Origin of the sequence: Thermosynechococcus sp. PP555, from assembly GCF_031583225.1 — a bacterium.
Classification (GTDB): domain Bacteria; phylum Cyanobacteriota; class Cyanobacteriia; order Thermosynechococcales; family Thermosynechococcaceae; genus Thermosynechococcus.
The window spans coordinates 676,652-692,778 of the sequence record NZ_CP134168.1; the positions used below are offsets into that span (position 1 = coordinate 676,652).

Sequence of the window (16,127 nt, forward strand, 5' to 3'; positions counted from 1 at the left end):
TTCTAGGGTAGCAAGGCCTCTAAACCTTGGCGGCGCCTTTCTTTTCGCTCTTTTTCGGTTTTGCTGGTGCCACCTGCATTGCCCAGTTGCGGGTGAGGATCATGCGGGGGTGAATTAAGCGGTGCTGGTCAACCAACCACAACAGCGTGCGATCGCACACCCGCCACACTGCCTCCTGTAAATTTTGGTGAGCCACCTTGCGCAATTCCTCTAGCTCCACTGTCTGGCCTCGCCCCGGCTCCAAGCTATCCGCGAGAAACACAACACAACTCAAGGCATCCATTCCCGGTTGACCCAAGGTATGGTTGGCGACGGCTGCTAAGACCTGTTCATCGGTAATGCCAAATTGCTGTCGCGCCACAAGGGCACTCACATCCGCGTGAAGCAGGTGGGGATCCGCCTCATCCACCTCCGTAATTGGCAGCCCCGCCTCCCGTGCCATGCTCAATAGCCGCTCCGGCGGAAAGTACTTTGCCAAATCGTGTAATAACCCCGCCCACGCCGCCCGATCCACATCCAAGCCATGGTGGAGAGCCAGCTCCGCCGCCATTGTTTCTACCCGCAGGATATGTTGGAGTCGGGGTGCCGGCACATTCTCCGTCAACCACGCCAAAACCTGCTGGCGATCGCACAGCGAATCTTTAGCATCAGTTGTCACAAGCGGGGTCATAGCCAAAGCCACAGCAGGGATGATGAAGTGCTACCCTTGTATCATAACTAAGGTTCTTTTCACAAGAACGGAGGATCGTCAAAGCCCCCAAAACACCCTAAGAGAGGCTGAAATCTGCCTTACGGATTTCAAGTTCATATAAATCTGTAGAAGGAAGTGTAAAGTTTTTGAAAAAACTTCCGTAGTTTTACGGATGGGGTCAGGCAAAGCAAAAAGAGTATTGTAAAGATGAGTTACTCATTCTAAAGCGCAAGATAATTCTATGAGTATGGGATCGACCTAAATGCAATGGTTCCTGCAAGCGCTAACTGCAAAATAGGTCACCTTTTCCTCCCTGCTAACTGTGCTGTTCGTCCCCTTGGCTGCCTATGAGTTACTGCCTAAACCCAAACTGTGTCAAGCCAGAAAACCCCGATGATTTAGAGGTTTGCCAATCCTGTGGCAGCAAATTGTTGCTCAACGATCAATACAAAGCCATTAAAGTGCTGGGGCGAGGGGGGTTTGGCACGACCTTCTTGGCGATTGATACAAAGTTGCCCGGCAATCCCAGTTGTGTGATTAAACAATTACGGCCAGCCGCCACCGCCCCCCATATCTTGGCTATGGCGCGGGAACTCTTTTTGCGGGAAGCGACCACCCTCGGCAAAGTTGGCAATCACCCCCAACTGCCGCGTCTGCTTGGCTACTTTGAAAATGAAAATGAGTTCTATCTCATCCAAGAATATGTGGGTGGCCTCACCCTGCAACAGGAGGTCAAACGCTTTGGCCCCAAAAGCGAAGAAGAGGTGAAGCAGGTTTTGCAGGAAGTGCTGCCCATCCTTGATTACCTACACAAAAATGGTGTGATCCACCGTGACATTAAGCCTGCCAACTTGATCCGCCGTGATATTGACAACAAGCTAGTGCTCATTGACTTTGGTGCAGTCAAAGACAAAGTCACCCAGGCGATGGTGGAAAATGCCCCAGAGCTATCCACATTTACCAGCTTTGCCGTGGGAACGCCCATGTATGCGCCGCCGGAGCAAATGGCCATGCGTCCCATCTATGCCAGCGATATTTACGCTCTGGGTGTCACCTGTGTTTATCTCCTCACTGGTAAATCACCCAAAGAGATTGAGCGAGATCCGCACACGGGGGAATGGCATTGGAAGCGGTACGTCAAAAATATCTCCCCTGAGTTTGCCGCTCTCCTCGACAAAATGCTGGAGGATAGCGTTAAAAACCGTTACCAAAGCGCGATCGATGTCCTAGCCGATCTCCAGCTCCTTGATTGCCAAGAAACACCTGCGCTGGCTGCCCCTACCGTTACAGCAGAGGATGATGACCTCAGTAATGCCCTTGCAGCCCCTCCCAGCCAAGGCCGACCCCGTGGATCAGCTCAGTCCTCTAGTTATGCCTCTTCTGTGCGTCAAAATGCTGCAGCAGCTCGGTTGCGCCAATCGCGGATGACAGGATCTCCATGGGGTGGGCCGCCAGTTGTGGGGGTAGGCTCGGGTCAGCATCTGCGCCCCAAAGTCACCGTACGGATGACGGCTGCCCAAGTGCTAACGGCCTATAAGCGGGGAGAACGGGATTTTGTGGATGTCGATCTCTCCAATGTGGTATTGCGCAATGCCGATCTCTCCGGTGCCAATTTTGCCAATGCCAATTTTACCAATGCTGATTTGAAGGGTTGTATCCTCACCAATGTGGTCTTGCGGGAAGCCAATCTTCAGGGGGCCAACCTGAGTGATGCCAATCTCTGCGGTGCCTATCTGGTGCAAGCCAACTTTGAGCGGGCAAATTTGAAGGGAGCAAAATTGCAGGATGCCTCGATCTCAGGAGCCAACTTTACCAGTGCCGATATTTCTGGGGCAGACTTCAGTATGGTCTCTGGAATGGTTCAAGGCCAACTCGATCGCGCCAAAAAGAATTGGTTTACAAAGTTGCCTAAATACTAAACCCGAACTCAATCAGGGGGGCATCCCCCCAGCTGTCCTAGGATGTGAGACACTTGTCGGAGTCACAGCCGGCAGGCCCTGCTTCCATCACGGGCTGGGTATAGCGGGAAAGGGCTGCATGGAAATCATGGATCCGCTTGCGCCGAGCAACCGCAGCGACTTCTTGCTCGTACCGTTCTTTGCTAATGGGTTCAAAGGGCAGACGCGGGAATGTTTCATGGGCATCAAAGCGTGCCAAGAGCGCCGCAGAGATATACCCTTGATCCTGCTGAATCGCCGTGTAAATTGCCGTGGCAAGGGGTTCGACTTCAGGTTCCCGTAGCTCAATGGTGGCACTGGTGTTGTGGGTGGTGTAGTGCTGCTGCACCTGCATATAGAAGTCAAACTGCGCCAAGGCCGAAAACTGGCTAATATCAATCGTGTCTGCCCCCGGCAGATCTGCCCAAGAGACGGCAACGGGAATTTCCACTAGCCACTCGGTACACCGTGGATCAAAGGGATCATCAAGAAGTTTCCCTGTCTCATCCTTATCGGACTGGGAGGGAATGATATTGTAGCCAAAGTCATAGCAGGCCATGGCCACGGGGTCGCCCTTGCGGAAGGTAATCCGTCGAATAAAGCGTTGGGCTTTGGGGGGATGCCAGCCGGGAGAGGCACCCGTCAACAGGGATTTGGTACCGGAGGGTTGGACGGTGGTACAGCGATTGGGGCGCTTGAGGCCGTGGCGATCGCAATACTCCCAGACGGTCTCATGGACAATTTGCCGCCAGTGTTGTAGGAAGGCTGCCTCTTGGGCTTTGAATTCGCGCCCTTGGGGGGTATCCGGTCGTCCTGCGGCCCACCATTCCAGCCAAGGCACACCAAAGGCATGAACACAGAAGTCAAATAGCCCCGTAAAACTGACGCCAACAATGGGATCAATCGCGCGGGAGTATTGATAGCGATCGACAACAAAGCGATGGTTCAACAGCGCTGCCACTGAGACCGCACCAGCCTTGAAGGCTTTTTCCTGTGTGATCGTATCCGCTGGATCAATTTGATTCAGGTGGATTTCCGCAAGGTTGCAGTGGAAATCAGCACCAATAATTTCACCGCAATTGTGAGCAACAAAGCCATTGGCATCAAAGCAATTCGGGCCGGGCACGGTACAGTCATACACTGGCTCAATGCCATCGGGAGTAATTGACTCAACGACAACTGTAAAGCGTTCGGGAGGTAAGGAGTCATTATGGGCGATCGCCCCCAATTCCAGAACCCGAGCCAGCGTTGTGAGATTATCCCCTTGGATAACTAGGGATGATTCTGCAACCACCGAAACGATTCCCAAACGCAGTAGCATGCGCTGAATAAGTGAGGCTAGTTGTCGATCCCCCAGTGTGACATGCAGCCGTGGTATTGATGTTAACTGAGTCGTAACGAAAATCTCTCGGAGGAACCCGCAGTAGAATGCATAGCTGCCTTCTTCGATCGTGATTAGGCGAAAGTTCTTTTCTAAGCTATGGGGGAGTACAGCTATCCAGTCGTTTTGGCGGTGTTCAATCCCTGTGAAACAGCCTGCTGCTTGGGTTTGCACAGCAGCGCTTCCTATGGCAACTTGATAAAGGGCTTGAGCGGCGTAACGGCCTTCTTCCCAAGTTCCCTTACCACCCCAAGGGGTTAGATCACGGTGATTGTGCAAAAGAAGGCGATCGCCCGCGTGCAATTGACCTGCTTCTACCCATTCCGTGTATTGTCTTTTCGGGGTTTGGGCGGTCACTTTCAGCAAACGATGGTTCGCGGTGAGCCGTAGGGTATAGCCTTCACGGGTGGTAAGTTTGAGAACTGGCTGGATACCACTCAGGAAAAAGCCAGCGGCGGTGGTACTAAACAATTCGCCATTGACATAGGTGCCGTGCTGTTGGCCGATCAAATCTTTGACTTGGCGCGGCCCTACTTCTGTGAGTACCCACGTATCGCTTGTAACACAGGGATTGAGGCCATAACGACCCAAGCGGTGAGCCAGCTCCCGCTGATCGATAGTGGGCAACAGTTGCCGCAAAAACGCCTCCCCCTGTTGATTTTCATAGGCACGGAGGAAGGCCTGCTTGAGATCCGCTGTAGTCAAAAGATCGGCATTGGCGCGGGCGATCGCCTCCCCGGCCCATTGAATGGCACCTTCTCCTGAATAGAACTGACTGCGCACGGCATTGATACATTCTTCGAGGCTGGGCTTGGTGTGAAAGACACGGGTGTGGTTGGCCATCCGCAGCGCATCCCGCTTCGGATCAATTCGCCAATTGCCTTGCTCATCCTGTTGCCAGAGATTTTGTTTAGCTTGGGCAAAAGCCTCATCCTCACTTGCCCCCTGACGCATACCAGCGCTGTTGTGCATCAGATAACCATCACAGTAAAAACAGTGGGCATCTTCGACCTCAATATCATAGGTCTGAACATAGTCATAGCTGCCTAGTTCCTTTACTGTTACGGGAATATCAAGACTAACTTCAGCTTCAGCAATATACCTCTTGTAATTGGTATCCACGCTTCGGGAACCTTCAAAACCCATTTCCTGCATTTGGCTATAGGTATAGGTTTCCCGCATCATAGTTGCAGGAATTGTAAAGCCATCGGCTTCCTGTCCTTGATGAATTTGGCCTTTCAAGGAATACGGTGCAATGAGACTGTTGTAGCGAGCCTTAAAAGCCGGTAGTTTAAGGTGATATTTGAGTTGCCAATGCTCTTTTTGGGGGAGTGTGACACCGATTCGAGTAGCAATTCCCAAACTAGATAAAAGAGCGCTAACTTGACGAGCAAATTTAGGATATACAGTCGTTAATAGGTAAGGTGGCCGCCCACAGGCAGAACCGTCACTATCCACTAGACCTGCTAAGTAAGCGCAACGCACCTCAACCGTTCCCTGCAAGATAAAGCTAGGGACTTCTAACGGTTGTTTAGGTTGCTTAATATAGCGGTGAAAGTATTCTGCAAGATGAATAGAGGTTACTCGCGATCGCAAGGTATTCTCACCTTCAACACACTCTTGTCTGGCTTGTACACCGAAGAGAGTAAGAGCACAGTTGATTTTAGTATGAATCTGCTGAGCAAGCTTGGAATCTAAACTGTTGTAAACCCAACAAATGCTACCAAAGGGTTTGTTGTACTTGTTGCGTCCCAAGCTAACATAACCATCCCCGTGGGTAAAGCCAATTAACCAAGCAACATCAGCCGTCAGTTCTGGAATAGTGATTGCTTGAGAAGTATGACTACCGCGTGGTCGAGAATCAGTCAAGTCTGATGGCAAATGAGTAACTGTGCCGGGTAAAACTTGAGTATTGTGAAGCAGGCGATCGCCCGGGTTTAAGGCATTGACAAATTTCCAGTGAATTCCCCCTGAAACATCCGCAAGAGTTGCAATCCGATGGTTTAGGGTAGCTCGCAGCAAAGGACCATTGGTTATTACTTCATAAGCCTCTTGGTAGCCTTGGTCAAATTTCTGGGTTACTTGCCGAAACCCTAAGGGCGTTTGCACCCAGTCCCCCACTTGGATGTCTTTGATCGGGATCAGTCCCTTGCTTGTGTGTACCAAAGCATCCTCAGGCAAACAACGCCTCACATTGCCAGCAACAACCACAACGGCTGCCTCATCAATCAGCAGACAACACTCCACAGAGGTCAACTGGCGACCCACCGCCGCATTCAACAGTGCCGCGCAGCGATGGTAGAGGTCTGGCAGCTTTACTGGATTGGCAACTCCCCCAAACCCCTTGAGCCGCTCACCGGTGGGACGCACATCACTAATGTCAATCGTCACCTGAACTAAACCACCGAGTTGAGGGTTGCTGGCGAGTTCAAGCAGCGTTTGGTAGGACTTCACCCACCCTTGGCGGCTATCCCCCACTTTGATGTGACAGGTCTGCCCCGTGAGTATTACAGTTGTTTGCTCTTGACGCGCTTCCTTGGGGGTTTGACCAATTTGACCAATGACAGTCACCTCAAGGCGATTGCAAATCGGCGGCAACTGGGAGATGTATTTCTGCTCTAGGATCGCCCCTGTGCCACAGCCCTGCATGGCCAGATCCATCATCAGGCCAAAGGAATCCCAATCCACGACATTGGTGCTGGTGCAGTTGTAGGCACCGGAAAAGTTCTCGGGCTGGCGCACCCAATCCGTTCCTCCGACCCACAGCCAGCGCCCAGAGGGCAACGCCTTTAGCGCCTGCTGCATTTCCCGGAGAAGGGCAACTTCTGCTGCAGTGAGGTGCCCCACTTCCTGTAGTCCTTGCAGGGTGCGATCGCACACCTGTTGCCAACTCTCCCGCTCACCCGCTTCATTTTGGCGGCTGTAGGTGCGGTAAAACACGGGATAGGCGGTGGGAGCCGTAGCGGGGAAGCTAGTTTGAGGACGGGGAGGATTTTGCACCATAGGGGCAGGACTCAATGGCGGAATACTAGGTGTAGTGTACCGAAGCAATCCTTGGGGGTCAATAAGCACTAATTCTAGAGCGACCCGTAACTCCCCTGCCACAGCGAGAGGGAGATGCTAAGATAGCAGGAAGTTTTTGCTTTGAGTCCAGAGTCAATGGTTGCTGCTCCCCCAACGTCCTTCAGTACCGATGCCTTTGACCAAGTGGTGATGACCACCTATGGTCGTTTTCCCATTGCGCTGCTGCGCGGTGAAGGCTGCCGCGTTTGGGATGATCAAGGCCGCAGCTATCTGGACTTTGTGGCGGGGATTGCCACCTGTACCTTGGGTCATGCCCATCCGGCCTTGGTGGAGACGGTCAGTCGGCAAATGCAAACCCTGCACCATGTTTCCAATCTCTATTACATTCCTCAACAGGGGGCGCTAGCGCAGTGGCTTGTGGATCACTCCTGTGGCGATCGCGTGTTTTTCTGCAATTCCGGTGCCGAAGCCAACGAAGCGGCCATTAAACTGGCGCGCAAATATGCCCATACGGTTCGCCACATTGCCAACCCGATCATCATTACGGCGCAGGCTAGCTTCCACGGACGCACCCTCGCCACGATTACTGCTACGGGTCAACCAAAATACCAACAACACTTTGACCCCCTGGTGCCCGGCTTCGCCTATGTTCCCTACAACGATTTTGCGGCATTGCAGACTCTTGTTGAGCAACTAGATCAGTCCCAGCCCCAAGTGGCCGCTATTCTGTTGGAACCGTTACAGGGAGAAGGGGGAGTCCGTCCTGGCGATCGCCCCTACTTTGAGCAGGTACGCCAACTCTGTACCGAAAAAGGCATTCTCCTGATTTTTGATGAAGTGCAAGCGGGCATGGGGCGCACGGGTTCCCTGTGGGGCTATGAAACCCTCGGTGTTGAACCCGATATTTTCACCTTGGCCAAAGGCCTAGCGGGGGGAGTTCCCATTGGTGCCATGATTGCCAAGGAGTTTTGTGCTGTCTTTCAGCCGGGGGATCATGCCAGTACCTTTGGCGGTAACCCCTTGGCCACGGCAGCAGCGCTCACGGTTTGTGAAACCCTTGAAAAAGAGAATCTCCTCGAAAATGTGCGCGATCGCGGGCAGCAACTGCGGACAGGACTACGCGAACTAGCAGCAACCTATCCCCAGCTCATTGCTGAGGTGCGCGGCTGGGGACTGATCAACGGTCTGGAACTGCAACCCGACACCCCCCTCACCGCTGCTGAAGTCGTCAAAGCTGCCCTTGCTGAGGGGCTATTGCTGGTGCCCGCGGGGCCGCAGGTGGTGCGCTTTGTCCCTCCTCTCATTGTCAGTGCTGCCGAGATTGATATGGCCTTAGGGGCAGTGAGCCGAGCCTTTGCCCACTTAGCAGCCTAAAGCACATCCTTGCGTTTTTGAAAAACCCCCACTAGTCCCAGCATGAGGGCAATAATGCCCCCTAAGCGCAGGTTATTGACGGTGACATTGGCGTTGAACGTGTGCCCCTGAAGACTCCAAAAGCGATCAATAAGAGCTTCACCGCTGGCGATCGCCCGCCCCCGCTGCTCTTTCCAGAGGGCAAATTGGTCTTGCCAGCGCTCCATGGCCGCCTGATAGTCTTTGACCCGTTGATTGTATTCCTCGACGCGATCGCGATAGGCCTGATCAAACTCTAAGACCGAATTGGGCAGTGGCGGTGGATCACCCGGTTCCGGAGGTTGTGGGGGTTCGGGTTCATCTACAGCGGGGTGGTACTCCTTGCGCACGCCGGGAAAGCGGCAACGTTGAAAGAGGTTATCATCAAAACACGGACATTGCTCTAGGGCTTCAGGACTGAGTTTCTCCCGTTCAGATTTGGATTGCTGCCAGCAGGCATCCCGCGCCACATCCTGACCAAAGCCGAACAGGGACACCACATTGGCATAACTCCAGCGGGTCAGGGTGACATCGCTGATCAAATTGCCCACGCCCCCTAGATCCTTCAGAGGAATAATTGCTCCAGCAAAGGTAATCTGGGGTACCAAAAAGAGAATCGTTAACAAGGGAGCCACGGTTTGCGTCGGCGAGAGGGCAGAGACCAATAACCCCATCACCATGCCACCAAAGGTGGCCAGAAACAGCGTTAGATACAAGCCAGCGATCGCCCCAATACCGAGGCTCAGATCGATCGCCAAAAACTTCACCGCCAAAAAAACCGCTGCTTGGTACAGTGCCAGCACCACTGCTGGGCCAAGCTTGGAGAAAATATAGGGCCACAGCCCCAACCCCACCATCCGCTCCCGGCGATAGATCTCCAGTTCCTTAACAATTTCCCGCATTGTCGCTAGGCTGCCCACCATCACCGCAATCAGCACAGTAACAAAGGCCATCGTAAATGCCTGCCCCGCATCCCCCTGATCCGGATCGAGAATCGTTGGCTTCCAGAGGACAAAATCCAAGGCTCCCAAAATCGGCGCGAGGGAGAGCATGAGAATGAGTGCCGCCCGATCCTGTCGCAAAATGGCCAAGTTTCGCTGGGTGAGAATCCACCACTGCCGCCACGGTGCCACTTGGGGAATCGTTGCTTTTTGGCGTTGGGGTTGGACTTGTCGGGTTGCCCCCGTATCCACGTTGAGGGGACGCTGCCGCTCCACCACATAGGTTTGATACAGATGAGACTGGCGATAGCGCTGCTGCCATACGGCTGGATTAGGTTCGCTCTCAATCTTGAGGTAAATTTCATCAAAATCTTGGACATCAAAATAGTTGAGGGCTTGATCCGGTGGCCCAAAATAGGCAAGGTGGCCGCCCCGTGCTAAAAACACCACCAAATCGCAGAGCATCACATTTTTAGTGGCATGGGTAATCAGTAAAATTGTTCGCCCCTGATCTGCCAACTGCCGCAACAGCCGCATCATCTGGGTTTCCGTGCCCGGATCCAAGCCAGAAGTGGCCTCATCCAAGAAAAATAAACTGGGGCGGGTGAGCAATTCCACACCAATCGACACTCGTTTGCGCTGACCGCCACTCAGTTGTTTCACCAGTACATTGCGGCGAGATGTTAACTCCAATTCCGCAAGGACGCGGTTCACCTGTTCCTGTCGCTCTTGATCGCTAAAATCAGCAGGTAAGCGCAGTCGTGCCGCATAGTCCAAGGCCTGAGCCACCGTTAGCTCACTGTGGATAATGTCATCCTGAGGCACATAGCCAATCTGGGTGCGATAGGTGCCAAAGTAGCGGTACAGATCATAGCCGTTGACGAGTACCGTACCCGCCGTAGCAGGACGAAAGCCGTTGAGGGCATCGAGGAGCGTTGATTTACCGGCACCACTGCCGCCAACAATCGCGACAAACTCGCGGGGCAAAATTGAAAGGGAAATATCTTGCAGCAGCTTTGCCCCCTTGGCGGTGGTTTTGCTGAGGTGGATGGCATCGAGGCGCAGATTGCCACTGTCGTTGTGGGGAACAATGGTTTCATCGGGGGTAAACAGCGAGCTATAGGGGCCAATGCGCACCAAGGCCCCCGTGGGTAAAGGCATAGGTTTGCGGGGTTCAAGGCGCTGGTTATTGATGAAGGTGCCGTTGGCAGAGTCGAGATCGACAATGTACCACTGTCCTTCCTGAAGGTAGAGGCGGGCATGAAATCGCGAGACGACCGGATGATCCAGCACCATATCGTTACTGGGGTCACGGCCAATCCGAATCTGCTGGCGATCGCGCAGTTGGAGGGGGCGCGTTTGCTCCACAACCTCCGTGGCGGGCATCAACAAGTAGGTCAGCCGCAGGAATTCCCCCACATGGATCACATCCCCCGGTGCCAAGGCATGTTCGCTAATCGTTTTTCCGCGCCAGTGGAGACCATTTTTGCTGCCCAAGTCAATAATTTTGTAATGCTCTCCCGATCGCACCAGTTTGGCATGGTGAAAGGACACAAAGGGATGGTCAATGGTGATGTCCGCCTTCGGATCCCGACCGAGAACCAGTTCCTCCTTCAGCAGCGGAAACTCCTGCAACCACTGGGGCGTCGCCACCTGCAAGATCGGCGTACTGGCAGCCCCCATCACCACCGTGCCCGGCAGTTCCGTTGTTGCTATGCCATCTGGATCAAAAATGGCTTCAAACTCACCGATTTGTAGGCGATCGCCCGCCTTCAGCGCCACAGGGGTGCGTGGCCGCAGCTTCGTACCATTCAAAAAAGTGCCGCTGGCGCTCCCGAGATCCGCCACTTGATAACCCGTCTCCGTGGGAATAATCAAGGCATGGTGGCGGGAAATCCCCTCACCGACGAGAATCACTTGGCTTTGGGGGTCGGTACCGATAAGCAGGCGATCGCGCCCCAGTTGAATTTGCTGTCGTGAACCATCAGCCGCTAAAAGGTTGAGAATGGGCACTGCCATACCGCTTGTTTAGAAACCCCACTTCATTTTGTCACTAGAGCCAGAGTAAGAATTTTCTATTACAGGAACAAGAAAAAACCCTAAAGTATTAGTCGTTACGAAATCATTGGGATTAAATTTGCTAAATTAGCATCCAATTCATCCAGACATTGCCACTCTGTTGCACCTTCTCCCAGACATGTAGAAGAAATCTCTTTTTCCTGTACTCCGCCGTTGTTGTGGGGATGTATTGATGTTGATGCACGTTGAAATTATTGAAAGTAACCCCCACCTGCGTTCCCTCCTTGGCTGGCACCTACAGCAAGTGGGGCACATCGTTCATCTTGCCAGTGGTTGTCAACAGGGGCAGGAAGTATTTCAACTGCGACATCCCGATTTGGTTGTTCTCGATCTGGACTTGAATGAGGGCAATGGTTTGGAATTATGCCGCTGGCTTCACTACCAAAACACTGTTTTGATTTTAGTTCTTTCTGGCCATGAGGATGAAGCGGATGTGGTGACGGCGCTGCGGGCGGGTGCCGATGATTACTTGGCCAAACCCTTTGGGATGCAGGAATTTCTTGCCCGAGTCGAGGCCTTGGCACGGCGAGCACGCCCCTGTTTACCCAGTGTCCTGAACTTGGGTGAGTTACAAGTCGATTTAGTGCAGCGGCGAGTGGTGGTACGCAATGTGCCAGTGGATTTGACACCGCAGGAATTTAGCCTACTCTATGTTCTGACGCAAATGGGGGGCACACCTTTGAGTCGTCAGGAATTGCTGCGGCGAGCTTGGCCAGAGAGCATTGACAACCCTCGCACCGTGGATACGCATATCTTATCTTTGCGTAAGAAAATCGAAGTGGATCCGCAGCAGCCGCGCCTAATTCAAACCGTGCGCAATGTCGGTTATCGACTGCACCTTGAGCCATTGAATGGGCGCTACCAGCAGAATGGCAATAAACCCCATTCCCGTCCCCCGCGATCGCCCCGCCACGTATTGGTTTAGACTTTGTCCAGTCTTCCTAAAATATTCTCTCTCAAATGAGCGATCCCTTTGCGTGGCTAGAACCTGCCCTAGATGCCCTGCACCGTGCCCATTGGTATCGCCAACCCCTTCTCAGTAGCGCACCGGGGGCAGTGGTGAGTGTTGGCGAGCCGCCCCGCCCATTGATTAACTTTTGCAGCAATGACTACTTGGGTCTGGCCAACCATCCGCAGGTGAAAGCAGCCGCCATTAAGGCGATTGACGAATGGGGTACTGGGGCGACCGGGTCTCGCCTTCTGAGTGGTCAACGTTGTCTTCATGAACAACTAGAGCGGGCGATCGCCCAGTGGAAAGGCACAGAGGCTGCCTTAGTCTTTAGTTCGGGTACTGCCGCCAATCTCGGTACCATTGCTGCCCTTGTGGATCAACGGGACTTGGTGCTTGGGGATGCCTACAACCATGCTTGTCTCAAAAAAGGTGCCCGTCTCAGTCATGCGACGTTCTATGAATACCCCCACAACGCTGTCGCTGCCCTTGTCCAACTCCTAGAAACCCATCGCTGCCAATACCGCCGTTGTCTGATCCTCACGGATGGTGTCTTCAGTATGGATGGGGATGTCGCCCCCCTAGAGGAGATATTGGCGCTAGCCGAGACCTACACAGCCATGGTGCTAGTGGACGATGCCCACGGCACAGGGGTCTTGGGAACCAACGGTGCCGGTACCTTAGTCGCCTTGGGGCAATCGAGTCCGACCGTCATTCAAATGGGTACCCTCAGCAAAGCCCTTGGCAGTTTAGGGGGATACATTGCTGGCTCCCAAGCTCTGATCTCCTATCTGCAACACCGTGCCAGCACATGGATCTATAGCACTGGACTTTCACCAGCGGACACTGCTGCTGCCCTTGCTGCCCTTGAGCAACTACAAACAGAGCCTTCCCTACGCCAAGCCCTTGAGGAGCGCATTCAACAACTCGAAGAAGGACTGCAAGAATTGGGTTGCCCCGTTTTGCCCCGTCCGCTACCGACCCCCATCTTTTGCTTGCCTGCTCCCGATCCAGCCACTGTTCTCCAATGGGGTCAGAAATTACAAGAGGCTGGATGTTGGGTGGCGGCGGTACGGCCACCGACCGTGCCCTTTAGTCGGCTGCGCATCACCCTAAGAGCCGATCACACCCCTGAGCACATTGCGCAATTGCTGGCAGCATTGGCTGAGTTGTTAAAGTGCTGTTAAGAAGGGCTGACGGTCTCGGTGTATTTCGCCTAGGCTGGAGATAGTTCTGTGAAATCGGCAAACTGCGCCAAGGAGTGAGCGATGAGGATTTGGGTAAGCGAGCAAATTGATCCCTCTGGCCTGCTTTATGCCTGTATTGCCTGTCGTGATGAAGCTCAGGCGAGGGAGTGTGTGCAGTCTTTTGAGAAAAACTTAACAACAGAACAAAAAGCCGCCGGTTGGCAAGTGCGTCTGCGTACGGTGGCCTCTTGGGATGAGGTTCCCAGTACTGCCCTCAAGCTCTGCTAATCTTTTGGCTCAGCCCTGCATAAGAATCTCAGTGGAGCGATTAAGCCAGTGGGGACGTTGCCCTCCCTGCACCTTTGCTATCATGGGTGCGATGTGCTCATCATTGCTTTTCCTTTGGAGGATGCCGCAGAATGGAGTTTGAAGCCCTGTTACTTGGTTTAGAACCACTTACCGTGCTTGCCCTTGGGGTGGGTGCTGTTGCTGTTGCCCCCGTTGTGGGTGCCGTTGACTCAATGACCGGTCACAACTTGGCAGAGCAAGCTCGCAATGCGGCAAAATCAGGCTTGATGTGGGCGTTTGAAGCCTATGAAAAGGCACAGACGGCTGTCGCTGAAGCCAGTGAGTCTTTCCAAGACTTGGTTGCCGAAGCCCGCTCAGAAATGATGGAGCAAAAAGCAGCAAAGGCCGCCGCGCCTGAGGAACCCCGCCAAGTGACGATTAGCTAAGTTTTACTTTTAGTGCCTAATTGAAATGCCTTTGGGGTAGTTCTGCTGCCCCATCTTTATTTTAATGAGCGACCAGCGGGCGGGAAATAGATCACGGGAAAGACGCAACGACGAATGATCTCCCCGGCAAAGCTAGGGATTGATAATTCCCAAATTTTACCGACGGAACCAGAGGAAACGGCAATCCCATAGATGTCGCGATCGTGGGCTGCCAATTGTGCTTCGACCACCGGACTACCAAAGCGAATCTCGGTTTCAATGCTCAGGCCATAGCCAGTGAATTCTTGCTTTAGCTCGGCAAGAATTTTTTCAGCCTTCGGACGTTGCTCGCCAACTCCCAGTTCCCCTTTGCCGGCATCGCTGATAATCCAGCAGAAGGTCAGTGCAGCAATGCTCGTTTGATCGCGCTTTTGCACGCCTTCCCGCAGTTTTTGAACAAGGTGTTGGGCAGAGGGGCTGTGGTCGTAGGGCACTAGTAGGTGGCGAAAGAGATTTTGACAGCGGAGATTCAGTTCTGCGGTTGTCATCACCCACAACAGTTGCGGGCGCATAATCATCACTGGCACTTTAATCCGTTGCAGCACCTCAATGGTTGTACTGCCGAAGAGCTTCTCGTCCAAGAGATTGCGAATGGGACGGCTGGCCAGCACCAAGTCAATTTGATGTTTTTCAACGGTGTCCAGAATGGCATCGGCGGGGCGGCGGTTTTCGATGATCACTTCTGCTTTAAGATCCGCTGGAACTTTTGCGGCGTCGATTTTGAGTAATTCGCGTGCCTGTTGCAGCTTTTTTTCCCGCAGCCGAGGCTTATCGCCATCCTCGTCAATGGGGCGGGCATGGAAGAAGATCAACCTGCGAGCACCCGCTGTTTGCAGTGCCTCAAGGTAGTGGGTCAGTTTGGGGAGACCATCATGGAGATCGGTTGGAATCAATATGTTCTTGAACATGCCAGTGCTCCCCAATGCCAAACTCTAATTGCAGATTACCTTAGAAGGGGGAGGCGCGCTACTCAGTTCTTTTCTCTTTTTAAGGAATAAAATAATTACCCCCTCGCAAGCCGCAGGGGTCTCTGCTAGCAAATGGCAAGGGCACTGCCAAAGTCTTGGGGGCAGTTGCGCGACCCTATACAGACAACTGATAGAGAAGAAAACGGTTGCTTAGGGGCAACTTTTCGGAAAACCCCATCGTCAACTTCAACAGGAGTCACTAAAATAGGGATGGGTACAGAGTCATCATTAAATTCAATAATGTATCCATTACTACTAAATCCCTGTGAAACAAGGAGATTGTCTATCGTGATGCGATTTTCATTGAGATTTTTCTGGGATTTCGCCCCTCGCTAAGAGCTGTTAAATCAGAATCGCAACGACTTTTTTCCCATCGAATGCAGCGACACATTTCCCCTTCTCAAGAAAGGGTTTTAAGTAACTGAAATTGCCTTCTTAAACAGTTGAGGAAGGGGAGCTTTCGCTGCCAACTTCAATGATTGAGTTGAGGTGTTGAGTTGATGACAATTTTGACGTTGGGGCAACGCATGCTCCGCACAATTTTGTGGCCTGTCCGGCAGTGGCTAGAGCATCTAGAAGTGCACGATCGCCAGCTAGCGCATCGTCTATGCCGCTTGATCCCCGCCCAGTGTCCCTTTGAACGCGATATTGTGGTTGCAAAATGGCATATTCACATTCCGCCTTTGTGCCACCTCAATCCCCTTTACGAGGAGCTCATGCTGTTGCGCTACCGTGCCCTCTGCTATTTGGCGGATGAGTGCCATGAAGATATTAGTGCCTACTGTTAGCACCTAGGGGGTGTGCT

The 16,127-nt window shown here is 53.0% G+C and carries 11 protein-coding genes; 7 read left to right on the forward strand and 4 right to left on the reverse strand.

The genetic code is table 11. The annotated features are described in order from the left end of the window. Positions 1 to 19: 19 nt before the first annotated feature. Positions 20 to 670, reverse strand: a complete 651-nt coding sequence (gene yqeK / locus RHH27_RS03145; RefSeq protein ID WP_149820967.1) for a bis(5'-nucleosyl)-tetraphosphatase (symmetrical) YqeK — start codon at positions 668 to 670, stop codon at positions 20 to 22. Between the two features lie 368 nt (positions 671 to 1,038). On the opposite strand from yqeK, the gene RHH27_RS03150 reads away from it, so the two are divergent. Beyond that, positions 1,039 to 2,610 (forward strand): serine/threonine-protein kinase, encoded by a 1,572-nt coding sequence (locus RHH27_RS03150; protein WP_302678822.1) that lies wholly within the window; start codon positions 1,039 to 1,041, stop codon positions 2,608 to 2,610. A 37-nt stretch (positions 2,611 to 2,647) separates the two neighbouring features. On the opposite strand, the gene nrdJ is transcribed toward RHH27_RS03150, so the two are convergent. After that, entirely contained in the window at positions 2,648 to 7,012 is a 4,365-nt protein-coding gene (nrdJ, locus tag RHH27_RS03155) for a ribonucleoside-triphosphate reductase, adenosylcobalamin-dependent (RefSeq protein WP_302678823.1), read from the reverse strand. A gap of 156 nt (positions 7,013 to 7,168) precedes the next feature. Between nrdJ and RHH27_RS03160 the strand changes: the two genes are divergently transcribed. Continuing rightward, positions 7,169 to 8,407 carry an aspartate aminotransferase family protein gene (locus tag RHH27_RS03160; protein WP_206201034.1) on the forward strand — a complete coding sequence of 413 codons (1,239 nt, stop codon included), beginning with the start codon at positions 7,169 to 7,171 and terminating at the stop codon, positions 8,405 to 8,407. Here RHH27_RS03160 and RHH27_RS03165 read toward each other — a convergent pair. After that, positions 8,404 to 11,385, reverse strand: a complete 2,982-nt coding sequence (locus tag RHH27_RS03165; RefSeq protein WP_302678824.1) for an FHA domain-containing protein — start codon at positions 11,383 to 11,385, stop codon at positions 8,404 to 8,406. The two genes, RHH27_RS03160 and RHH27_RS03165, sit on opposite strands and share 4 nt — an antisense overlap. A gap of 232 nt (positions 11,386 to 11,617) precedes the next feature. Between RHH27_RS03165 and RHH27_RS03170 the strand changes: the two genes are divergently transcribed. The 4 genes from RHH27_RS03170 (at position 11,618) to RHH27_RS03185 (ending at position 14,315) form a co-directional block, all read left to right on the forward strand. Continuing rightward, positions 11,618 to 12,370 (forward strand): response regulator transcription factor, encoded by a 753-nt coding sequence (locus tag RHH27_RS03170; protein ID WP_206201036.1) that lies wholly within the window; start codon positions 11,618 to 11,620, stop codon positions 12,368 to 12,370. Between the two features lie 35 nt (positions 12,371 to 12,405). Beyond that, on the forward strand, positions 12,406 to 13,581 hold the full coding sequence (gene bioF / locus RHH27_RS03175; RefSeq protein WP_206201037.1) for an 8-amino-7-oxononanoate synthase: 1,176 nt from the start codon (positions 12,406 to 12,408) through the stop codon (positions 13,579 to 13,581). A gap of 81 nt (positions 13,582 to 13,662) precedes the next feature. Then, complete coding sequence (locus RHH27_RS03180; RefSeq protein ID WP_206201038.1) at positions 13,663 to 13,869, forward strand: glycogen debranching protein; 207 nt, start codon at positions 13,663 to 13,665, stop codon at positions 13,867 to 13,869. A gap of 131 nt (positions 13,870 to 14,000) precedes the next feature. Next, entirely contained in the window at positions 14,001 to 14,315 is a 315-nt protein-coding gene (locus tag RHH27_RS03185) for a DUF5132 domain-containing protein (protein ID WP_190278082.1), read from the forward strand. 56 nt (positions 14,316 to 14,371) lie between these two features. Here RHH27_RS03185 and RHH27_RS03190 read toward each other — a convergent pair whose 3' ends face one another. Beyond that, positions 14,372 to 15,262, reverse strand: a complete 891-nt coding sequence (locus RHH27_RS03190) for a universal stress protein (protein WP_302678825.1) — start codon at positions 15,260 to 15,262, stop codon at positions 14,372 to 14,374. 560 nt (positions 15,263 to 15,822) lie between these two features. On the opposite strand from RHH27_RS03190, the gene RHH27_RS03195 reads away from it, so the two are divergent. Beyond that, positions 15,823 to 16,110: a Mo-dependent nitrogenase C-terminal domain-containing protein gene (locus tag RHH27_RS03195; RefSeq protein ID WP_149820949.1), complete on the forward strand. Its 288-nt coding sequence runs from the start codon at positions 15,823 to 15,825 to the stop codon at positions 16,108 to 16,110. Positions 16,111 to 16,127: the final 17 nt, after the last annotated feature.